Source organism: Rhodococcus globerulus (assembly GCF_019334125.1).
GTDB lineage: Bacteria > Actinomycetota > Actinomycetes > Mycobacteriales > Mycobacteriaceae > Rhodococcus_F > Rhodococcus_F globerula.
Genome location: NZ_CP079698.1, coordinates 2,950,198 through 2,960,757 on the forward strand (window position 1 = coordinate 2,950,198; position 10,560 = coordinate 2,960,757).

9 protein-coding genes are annotated in these 10,560 nt (G+C 63.2%); all 9 read left to right on the forward strand.

Features of this window, described 5'->3' with window-relative positions; all coding sequences use genetic code 11:
- Positions 1 to 57 precede the first annotated feature (57 nt).
- The 9 genes from KYT97_RS13295 (at position 58) to KYT97_RS13335 (ending at position 10,560) form a co-directional block, all read left to right on the forward strand.
- On the forward strand, positions 58 to 828 hold the full coding sequence (locus tag KYT97_RS13295; RefSeq protein ID WP_219112509.1) for an ABC transporter ATP-binding protein: 771 nt from the start codon (positions 58 to 60) through the stop codon (positions 826 to 828).
- 2 nt (positions 829 to 830) lie between these two features.
- The gene (locus tag KYT97_RS13300; protein WP_245006111.1) at positions 831 to 3,287 is read left to right on the forward strand and encodes an FtsX-like permease family protein; all 2,457 of its coding nucleotides are present in this window, start codon (positions 831 to 833) and stop codon (positions 3,285 to 3,287) included.
- Positions 3,288 to 3,308: 21 nt separating this feature from the next.
- Positions 3,309 to 3,917, forward strand: coding sequence for a class I SAM-dependent methyltransferase (locus KYT97_RS13305; protein ID WP_033231683.1), 609 nt, complete (start codon positions 3,309 to 3,311; stop codon positions 3,915 to 3,917).
- 98 nt (positions 3,918 to 4,015) lie between these two features.
- A complete protein-coding gene (locus tag KYT97_RS13310; protein ID WP_219112513.1) occupies positions 4,016 to 5,851 on the forward strand; it encodes an acyl-CoA dehydrogenase in 1,836 nt (611 codons plus the stop codon).
- 187 nt (positions 5,852 to 6,038) lie between these two features.
- The gene (locus KYT97_RS13315; RefSeq protein WP_033231685.1) at positions 6,039 to 6,770 is read left to right on the forward strand and encodes an ATP-binding cassette domain-containing protein; all 732 of its coding nucleotides are present in this window, start codon (positions 6,039 to 6,041) and stop codon (positions 6,768 to 6,770) included.
- 5 nt (positions 6,771 to 6,775) lie between these two features.
- Positions 6,776 to 8,788 carry a YhgE/Pip domain-containing protein gene (locus KYT97_RS13320; protein WP_219112515.1) on the forward strand — a complete coding sequence of 671 codons (2,013 nt, stop codon included), beginning with the start codon at positions 6,776 to 6,778 and terminating at the stop codon, positions 8,786 to 8,788.
- 52 nt (positions 8,789 to 8,840) lie between these two features.
- On the forward strand, positions 8,841 to 9,068 hold the full coding sequence (locus KYT97_RS13325; RefSeq protein WP_045064590.1) for a helix-turn-helix transcriptional regulator: 228 nt from the start codon (positions 8,841 to 8,843) through the stop codon (positions 9,066 to 9,068).
- On the forward strand, positions 9,065 to 9,553 hold the full coding sequence (locus tag KYT97_RS13330; protein WP_219112517.1) for a hypothetical protein: 489 nt from the start codon (positions 9,065 to 9,067) through the stop codon (positions 9,551 to 9,553). The genes KYT97_RS13325 and KYT97_RS13330 overlap by 4 nt, the downstream gene beginning before the upstream one ends.
- 116 nt (positions 9,554 to 9,669) lie before the next feature.
- On the forward strand, positions 9,670 to 10,560 hold the full coding sequence (locus KYT97_RS13335; RefSeq protein ID WP_219112519.1) for a glycosyltransferase family 2 protein: 891 nt from the start codon (positions 9,670 to 9,672) through the stop codon (positions 10,558 to 10,560).

Consider the following 10,560-nt stretch of genomic DNA (forward strand, 5'->3'; position numbering starts at 1 on the left):
TTGATTCGGGACTCTGCAGGATGTCGGGATGCGCCGAATCTCCATAGCGTTGAATTCATGAAGAATCGACACGCGGTCCTCAATCCCCCCGCGCCGACGGCGACCACTGCGGCTGTTCGTCTCGAGGGAGTCAGCAAGGTCTACGGCAAGGGCGGCGGCGTCACTGCTCTCGACAATGTCAGCCTCACCCTGCCCCGCAGCACGTTCACCGCGGTCATGGGCCCGTCCGGTTCGGGCAAGAGCACCTTCCTGCACTGCGCTGCCGGTCTCGACAGCCCGACCAGCGGATCGACCTGGCTGGGCGGCACCGACGTATCTCGACTGAAGCCGAAGGCCCGCAGCATCTTCCGGCGCGATCATGTCGGTTTTGTCTTCCAGGCGTACAACCTGCTCGGCGCGCTGACCGTGCAACAGAACGTCACACTCCCCCTACTCCTCGCCGGACGCACTGCCGACAAAAACTATCTGACCTTCGTTCTGGAGTCCGTCGGACTCGGTGCGTTGCGCAATCGCGCACCCGCCGAACTGTCCGGCGGACAACAACAACGAGTTGCCATCGCCCGAGCACTCATCACTCGACCCGACGCGCTTTTTGCCGACGAACCCACCGGCGCGCTCGACTCACGCAGCGCGAAGCAGGTTTTGGAACTTCTGCGCCACACCGCTGCCGAGTTCGATCAGACCGTTGTCATGGTCACCCACGATCCCGTTGCCGCGTCGTATGCCGACCGCGTGCTGTTTCTGGCCGACGGAAAACTGGTCGGGCACATCGACCGGCCCACTCCGGCGCAGGTCGCCGAGCGCATGACGCACCTCGGGGACTGGTGACCGTGAAAGCTCATACCGTTGCCCACCTGAAGGCACACCGCTCCGGCTTCGTCGCCGTATTCGTATCCGTGTTCTGCGCCGCCCTCCTCACCTGCGCGTTGGGCATTCTGCTGGAATCGGGAGTGCGAGGTGGAGTCTCGCCGCATCTCTACGCCGGAGCCGACGCCGTCGTCAGTGCGCCGCAGGCATTGGCGGTCAAGGAAGACGCCGATCAGCCCTTTGCCGAGCGGGTTCTGCTCGATAGCGATGTGGTTCACAAGCTCGATGCACTCGATGCCACCGTCGTTCCCGATATCTCCGTCCCCGTCAGCACCGCCGACGGCGTCGTACTCGACGCACATCCTTGGCGTACAGCGCAATTGGCACCATATTCACTGACCGAAGGACGCGCACCGCAGAACAGCAAAGAAGTTGTCTCCACCACCGGCGCTGCCGTCGGTGAGCGAATCACGCTGGCGCACGGCGGGATAGTGGACGAGTACACCGTTGTCGGCACAGCCGATTCGGATTCCGAAGCATCACCGGACCGTCCGGCACTCGTCTTCCTCGAAGACCAGGAGGCCGAACGGTTGTGGCCGCATCACGGCTCGGTCACCGCCGTCGGTGTGATCGCACCCGAAGGCGTGAACGCGGCCGCTCTCGCCCGCGAGGCCCTGTCCGGCACCGACGCTGAGATCTCGGCCGGCACCGCGCGTGGCGGCATCGAATTCCTCGACGCCGGTGCTGCGCGGACCCAGTTGATCGCGCTCTGCGCGTCGTTTGCGGGTCTCGCTTTGATGGTCGCCATGTTTGTCGTGTCCAGCACGCTGTCACTCTCGATCAACGCACACCGTCGAGAATTTGCTCTGCTGCGCGCAATCGGCGCGACCACGCGCCAGATTCACACGATGATCGGACGCGAGGTGCTCCTCGTCGCTACCGCCGCAGCCGCCCTCGGGCTGATCCCCGGCTTCCTGCTCGCGAAAGTTCTGGGCGCACAGTTCGCGAGCGCCGGCGTCATCCCTCCCGATTTTGCCTTGGTATACAGCCCGATTCCCGCTTTGGGCGCGTTTGTCATCTGCGTTCTGACCGCGCGGGGCGCAGCGGCGGTGGCTGCCCGCCGCCCGGCAAAACTCGAACCTACCGAGGCGCTGCGCGAATCCGAGCGCGGCCCAGCCGAATTGAGTAGGCCCAGGATTGTCACCGGAGCCGTGCTCGGCGTCCTCGGTCTGAGTATGTCCGCACTCCCGGCGTTCCTGCCCGGCGAGGCTGCAGCTGCCGGAGCGGGCAGCAGCGCGCTGTTTCTGATCTTCTCCGTCGCCTTGCTTGGCCCACTGCTCGTGCGCGCCATCATCCGGGCCGTCGGCGGGCCACTGCGCCGTAGCACCCGAGCGCCGCGAGTTCTGGCCGCCGCAAATGCCGAATCTCATTCGCGTCGGCTCTCCTCCGCCATCGTGCCGCTCGCTCTGGCCATCGCCCTGGGCTCCGTGCAGTTCTTCAGCCAGTCAACCGTCGCCGCCGAGGCAACCGATCAGTCGATCAAGGGAGTGACCGCAGATCTGATCGTGGGCGCTCCGGCCGGCATCGCACCCGCGCTCGTCGATTCCGTCAGGGCAATTCCGGGAGTGAGCGGCGCCAACCCCGTCGTCCGCAGTCAGGTCCTGCCGGTGACGAGTGGTGACGAGGCAGGCGCAGCGGTCACCCCGATCTCCGCGCAAGGAATCGACGCCGCTCACGCCGCGTCCACTCTCGACCTCGATGTCGTCGAGGGAGATTTGGCCGATCTGACCGACGACACCGTTGCCGTGAGCAGCGACGGTGCCTTCGCCCTCGGTGCCCGCGTCGGTGGTCGCATCGATCTCCATCTCGGCGACGGCACGGTGATACATCCGTTGGTTGTCGCGAAGTACGGTCGTGGACTCGGTTTCGGCGACGTCACTCTGCCAGTCGATACGCTGCGGACACACTCCACCGACGCGCTGATCGACACGGTTCTGGTGCGCGCCGAACCTGGACGCATCAATGAGGTGCAGCAGTCACTGCAGTCCTTCTCCTCTATCTCGGCAATGAACCAGGACCAGTTCGGGGCCGCCGGCGCCGACGAGCGTCGGATGCAGTCCTGGGTGAGCATCCTCGCGGTCCTGGTTCTGCTGGGTTATCTGGCTGTCGCTGTTGTGAACACCTTGGTCGCGGCCACGGCGGAACGCGCGCGAGAGTTTGCCCTACTGCAACTCGTGGGCGCCAGAACCAGTCAGGTTCGCGCAATGATGCGGATCGAATCCGTCATGGTGGTCGGTATCGCCATTGTGGTCGGGACGCTGATCGCCATACCTCCGCTGGTGGGGATCGCGATAGCCGTCTCCGGCGCGCCGGTACCCACCGTCTCGCCGGCGGTCTACGGATCGATCGTTGCCGTCACTGCCGCCTTGGGATTCCTGTCGATCGCCGTCCCGACGCGGGCGGCACTGCACAAGCACTGAGTACCACTACCGTCGTCACTTATGGACGCGGCCGACTGGGACAAGAAGTACGAACGATCGGAACTCGTCTGGGGCGCTCCCCCGAACGAGCTTCTGGTGGAATACGCGACGGCCCTCCCCCACGGCAAGGCATTGGACCTGGCCTGCGGAGAGGGCCGCAACGCGTTGTGGCTGGCAACACGAGGCTGGGAAGTGACCGGCATCGACTACTCGGCCGTCGCGATCGACAAGGCCCGCACGATCGCCTCCCGATCCCCACGCTCCGTGGTCGATCGACTGGACTACCGCTGCGGTGACGTCACCACGGTCGAGTACGGCCACAATTACGATCTTGCGCTCGTTCTGTACCTCCATCTGCCGGCACCACAGCGCACGTTGGTTGTGAACCGTGCCATAAATTCTCTGAAACCTGACGGAATCCTCATGATTTTGGGTCACGACCGAAGCAACGTCGATTACGGCGTCGGCGGACCACAGGATCCCGAAATCCTCTACACGCCAGAGGATTTGATGGAAGAATTCGGAAACCGGCTCAGTTTCGAGATCGCCGGAAATCCGCACAGACACACCGAAACGGGAATCGCGATCGACGCACTTGTCATCGGACGGAAATTCGATGTTGGCAGTTGAAAGAACGACTAGTAACATGTATTAAGTTACCGACGAGTAATAAACTTCGGGCGGTACTAGGAGTGCTGGACCGCACCACCTCACTGGGAGAAGCAGACATGGGCCATTACAAGAGCAACGTCAGGGACCTCGAGTTCAACCTCTTCGAGGTACTCGGACTGGAAAAGCCACTGAGCGAAGGCGCTTGGGGCGATCTCGATGCCGACACCGTCCGCAGCATGCTGGCCGAGGTCGCACGACTGGCTGAGGGACCTCTCGCCGAGTCCTTCGCCGACGCCGACCGTAACCCGCCTGTCTTCGACCCGGAGACCCACGAGGCAACGCTTCCCGAATCCTTCAAGAAGTCCTTCCGCACCATGTGGGACGCCGAGTGGTTCCGCATGGGCCTGAGCGAAGAGGTCGGCGGCGTACCCGTCCCCCGCACGGTCGTGTGGGCGATCGCCGAAATGCTCCTCGGCGCGCAGCCGGCCGCATTCATGTACCAGGCCGGCCCCTCCTTCGCCGACGTGCTGTTCAACAACGGCACCGAAGAGCAGAAGAGCTGGGCAGCCACTGCTGTCGAACGCGGATGGGGCGCCACCATGGTCCTCACCGAGCCCGACGCAGGCTCCGACGTCGGCGCCGGCCGCACCAAGGCGATCAAGCAGGACGACGGCTCCTGGCACATCGAAGGCGTCAAGCGCTTCATCACGTCCGCAACCTCGGATGATCTGTTCGAGAACATCTTCCACCTCGTCCTCGCTCGCCCCGAAGGCGCCGGCCCCGGCACCAAGGGTCTGAGCCTGTTCTTCGTCCCGAAGACGCACTTCAACTTCGAGACCAACGAACTCGGCGAGCGCAACGGCGTCTTCGTCACCAACGTCGAGCACAAGATGGGCCTCAAGGCATCCACCACGTGTGAGCTCACCTTCGGTGGCCACGGCGTCCCCGCCCAGGGCTGGCTGGTCGGCGAGGTTCACAACGGCATCGCGCAGATGTTCGACGTCATCGAGCACGCTCGAATGATGGTGGGCACCAAGGCTATCTCCACCCTTTCCACCGGCTACCTCAACGCTCTCGACTACGCAAAGCAGCGCGTCCAGGGTGCCGATCTCACCCAGATGACCAACAAGGCCGCACCGCGCGTCACCATCACGCACCACCCCGACGTGCGTCGTAGCCTCGCGATGCAGAAGGCATACGCCGAAGGCCTGCGTGCGGTGTACCTCTACACCGCGGCGCACCAGGACGAGATCGTCGCCAAGCATGTCTCGGGCGCCGACAAGGACACCGCGTTCCGCGTCAACGACCTCATGCTCCCCATCGTCAAGGGCGTCGGCTCCGAGCGCGCATACCAGTACCTGACCGACAGCCTCCAGACCCTCGGCGGCTCGGGATTCCTGCAGGACTACCCGATCGAGCAGTACATCCGCGACTCCAAGATCGACTCGCTGTACGAAGGAACCACCGCCATCCAGGCGCAGGACTTCTTCTTCCGCAAGATCGCTCGTGACCGCGGTGTCGCCCTCGCTCACATTGCCGGACAGATCAAGACGTTCATCGACAGTGAAGCAGGCAACGGTCGCCTCAAGGCGGAACGCGCACTGCTCGCTTCCGCCCTCGAAGACGTCCAGACCATGGCGGCAACCCTCACCGGGTTCCTCATGGGCGCTCAGGAGCAGCCTTCCGAGCTGTACAAGGTCGGACTCGGCTCGGTGCGCTTCCTGATGGCTGTCGGCGACCTGATCATCGGCTGGCAGCTGCTGCGCCAGTCGGAGATCGCTATCGCAGCGCTGGACAACGGCGCTTCCGACAAGGACAAGGCGTTCTACGAGGGCAAGGTCGCCATCGCGTCCTTCTTCGCCAAGAACGTACTGCCGGAGCTCACCGCGTCGCGCGAGATCATCGCCAACACGGAGAACGACATCATGGAGATCGACGAAGCTGCATTCTGATCGACTGAACCGGGTCCGGCCGCTGAGGGGTTTTCCCTCGGCGGCCGGACCCGTTTCAGTTCGCTGATCGTGAAGGTTTTTACTCGCGCAGCGAGCAAAAACCTTCACGATCGGCCGCCCACTCGGGGCACCAGTTCGGGTTGTCTGTGGTTGGCTGAACCAGCACTGCCGACTCCAACCCGAAAAGGTGATCGCCGTGGCCGCTCCGCACGAGGCGTACGAATCCCAGCCCGAGTACACGCGCGAGACAGCAGTAACAGCGCGGGGACTACGCCTCGACGGACCGTGGGGCCCGGTATTCGGCCCGGTAGACCTCGACATCGGAGCCGGCGGCGTCACCGTCATCGAAGGCTCGGCCGGATCCGGACGCACCTCACTGCTCCTGGCACTGAGCGGGCGATTGAAGCCCAGTTCCGGGTCACTGAGCGTATTCGGACGTACCCGCCCGCGCGACATCTTCGACATCTGCTCCATCGCCGGTTTCGAGGACATCGACGAACTGGCACAGTCGGTCACCGTTCGCGACCTCGTCACGGAGCAGATCCGTTGGGATGCACCATGGTACAAATTGATCGGCCGCGCCGGTGACGAGCAACTCGCCGCCGTCTGCGGGCCGGTGTTCGGCGATCACCCACTACCGCGTCTGGGTCAATACGTCAGCGATCTCGGTGAACTCGAAGCCACCTTGCTGCGGATCGCCGTCGCAAACACCAAGAAGACCGCGGTGCTTGTCATCGACGACCTCGAGCAGGTACGACGCGATTACGAGCGCGCCTACCTGGTGGAGCGACTCGCCGACCTTGGGCGATATCAGACCGTCATCTGCTCCACGGTGAATCCGCTGCCCGAAGGGTCACCGGTCGACGTGCTCACTCTGCGCGACGATGTCACCTATCCCGATCAAGAAGGCGCGAGGTAGCGGCGATGCTTGCAGGAATGTCACTCGGAACCGAACTCAAGCGGTTCTCCCGGGGAGTCATGCCCCGAATCGCACTCGTCACCATCATCCTCATGCCACTGTTGTACGGCGCAATGTACTTGTGGGCGTTCTGGAATCCGTTCGGCGAGGTCAACAAGGTTCCGGTCGCGCTGGTCAACATCGATCGCGGCGCCATGGTTCAAGGGAAAGAACTCAACGCGGGTGATCAGGTGAGCCAAGCCCTCCTCGACTCCGGCGAACTGGACCTACACCTCGTCTCCCCTGACGAAGCAGCGCAGGGCGTTTCGGACGGCACGTACTACTTCTCGTTGACACTGCCCGAGAATTTCAGTGAAGCGGTCGCCTCGCCCACGTCCGACAACCCACGTAAAGCCCAGTTGCAGTTCGCCTTCAACGACGTGAACAACTACCTGGCCACGATCATCGGCCAAAATGCCGCCCAGCAGATTCTCAACCAGGTGGGCGCCACGATCGGCGCACAATCCGTCGAGACCGTGTTGCTGGGACTCACCGACGCGGGCGCCGGGCTGAAACAGGCCGCTGACGGAGCACAACAACTCTCCGCAGGCATGACAACCGCAAACGACGGCGCAGCCCAACTTGCCAGTGGCTCGAAGACTTTGGCGGACAACATGGTGACCGCCCGCGACGGCGCCGCCACCCTTGCCGGCGGTACCGCGCAACTATCTGCGGGAATCGACACCGCAACCGGTGGAATCCTGGCGCTCACCGACGGATTGGGACAACTCGATGTGGGTGCCGGTCAACTGGGCAACGGCGCAACAGAACTCAGCGGCGGCGTCACCCAGGTTGTCGACACCCTGAATGTTCTGGGCGACACGCAAGCTCAGGCAACACAGTTGGTGGGCCAAGCCGTGGCAGCACTGCGCCTGAATCCCGATCCCGTTTCGCAGCAGATCGCCAACGCGTTGGCACCCGCCCAAGACATCCTGCGCACCCAAGGGTTCGGCGAATCCACCATGGGGCAACTGGCCGAGCTCAAAAGCGGCGCACAGCAACTCGCGTATCAACTCGGAGATCCGTCGAGCACCTTCCGTGCCGGCCTGAGCGCGGCAGTCGGCGGCGGCGGCGAACTGCGCAGCGGACTCGTCCAGCTCCGCGACGGAGGCCAACAGGTCAATGCCGGCGCCCAAACGCTGAGCAGTGGTCTCGTTCAGCTCACCGACGGCAGTATCGAACTCTCCGACGGCGCTGCTCAGCTCGCCGAGGGAACCCCGAAATTGCAGGCCGGCGCGTCCGAACTTGCCACCAAGCTCACCGAAGGCTCCGGACAGGTGCCGAGTTGGACTGACGAGCAGCGCACCGCGGCAGCGCAAACGCTCTCCAGTCCGGTCGAACTGCAGGAAACCTACAAGAACCGAGCCGCCACCTTCGGCACCGGTTTCGCTCCGTTCTTCCTGCCTCTCGCATTGTTCGTGGGCGGCATCATCACGTGGATGTTGCTCAAGCCACTACAGAACCGCCCGATCGCCAACGGACTGGGAGCGCTGCGCGTTGTGTTGGCGTCGTACTGGCCGGCACTGCTGATCGGCATCTGCCAGGTGATCGTCATGTACGTGGTGGTGCACTTCGGAGTGGGACTGCATGCCACGCATGTCGCGGGCACCGTCGGATTCCTCATTCTCATCACCGCCACCTACATGGCACTCATCCAAGCCTTCAACGCGATATTCGGTGTGTCCGTCGGACGCGTTGTCACCCTGGCGTTCCTGATGTTGCAGCTGGTTTCGGCCGGCGGAATCTATCCCGTCGAAACCACAGCCAAACCCTTCCAGATCATTCATCCGTTCGATCCGATGACGTACGCCGTCAACGGTCTGCGCCAGCTCACGGTAGGCGGAATCGACTCTAGGCTCTGGGTGTCCATCGCGGTGCTCAGCGGGGTTCTGATCGCATCACTGACCGCCAGTTCGCTTGCCGCCCGGCGCAATCGGCAGTGGACGATGGATAGATTGCATCCGCCGATCGAGGTGTAGCGCTGTGACAAGTCTACTTGACATTGAATGACAAGTGTCCTTTACTTTTTCCATGGTCGAAAGAGCCGGAGACAACCGAGTGCGTGAGCACCGACGCCTCGTTGGGCTCACCCAGGCGCAGCTGGCCTCAGCTGGCCAGGTGAGTCGGCAGAGCATCGTCTCCATCGAACGCGGTGACTACGCACCCAGTGTCTACCTGGCAATACGGCTGGCAGGAGCGCTGGGAACCACCGTCGAAACACTCTTCCCGCTACCGGAACATGCCGAGGAGACAGTATGAGCACGATGATGAAGGCACTGCGGTTCGTCGGCGATCTGGACGACGACTTCTACAAGGACGAGCGCCAACGCGACGTGTGGAACGAAGCCTCAGCGGTCGGGTTCCAACTGGCGTACTGGATCGCTTTGATCGCCGCCGCGATTCTGCCGTGGGTTGCCGGACGAACCGGCGCGTGGATTTCATTCGGACTGATCATCGGGTGGTTTGTCTATTCGATGGTGGTGCTGCGCTACGCACAGGCTCACGATGTCGATGTCTACGCGAGCATGAGGGGTCTCGAGCCCCGAGTACTCGTGGCCGGGTCCGTCTACGTGATCGCACTGATCGGCGTCGTCGCACAACTGATGGCTCGGCCGGGCGAGGGAATCGCGACCTGGGCCGGCGGTGGAGTCGGTGCGCTCATCGGACTCACGGCTGCCGTCCTGGGTGTAAAACGCCACCAGAGGCGCGCCGCCCTACGCGACGAGGCGGACGAGCTTCTCTGAACGCCCATCTTTCTGACAGCCCATCTTTTCTGACGGCCCAGAAGTTCGCGGCAACCGAATAGAGTGGAGGCGCGCTCGGGTTCTACCTGCTCGGGTCCCCACTATTCGGAGGTCAGATGCCCAGCCCACTCCCGGACTTGGTGTCGGTTGTCATACCCGCGTACAACGCCACCGAACTGATCGACGAACAGCTGGACGCGCTGGCCGCACAGGATTACGTAGGCCGCTTCGAGGTGATCGTCAGCGACAACGGTTCTACCGACGGTCTTCGGCGGCACCTGGAGAACTATCCCCACGCGACCACGCTCGCGCTACGGCTGATCGACAGCAGCGACAAGCCCGGTGCGGCGCACGCCCGCAATGCCGGTGTGGCACAGTCCAAAGGCGAGCTGATCGCATTCGCCGACGCCGACGACCGCGTCCACTCCGGGTGGCTCAGCGCGATGGTGGAAGCATGCACGCGCTACGACGCAGTGGGCGGCACTCTCGAAACGGCGTCGATCAACTCTGCCGACGTTGCCTCCTGGCGGCCACTTCCGGCAAGCGGTACTCTACCGATCATCCACGGATACCTCCCGGTCACGCCGAGCTGCAGTTTTGCCGCACCCCGATCGCTCATCGACGAACTTGGTGGATGGAACGAGGAATTCACCGGTTCCGGCGAAGACTTCGAGTTCTGCGTGCGACTTCAATTGCGAGGCTTTACTCTCGGACAGGCCACCGACGCCGTGACCGCTTACCGCCTGCGTGACTCGTACTTAGAACACTGGCGGCAGAACGTGGCGGGCGGACGTGCCGATGCCAAGCTCTACGCGAGTTTCCGCGACCACGGTATGCCTCGTCGGTCGCCCATTGCCCTGGCTGACACGATTGCCTACATTGTCTTCCGAAATCCCTTGATTCCGAGGAAGGTCCGGAGAAACACCACGGGAATGTGGCTCTTCCACCTCGCCAATCTCTACGGACGCATCCGTGGCAGCATCGAAAACCGTGTCTACTACCTCTGA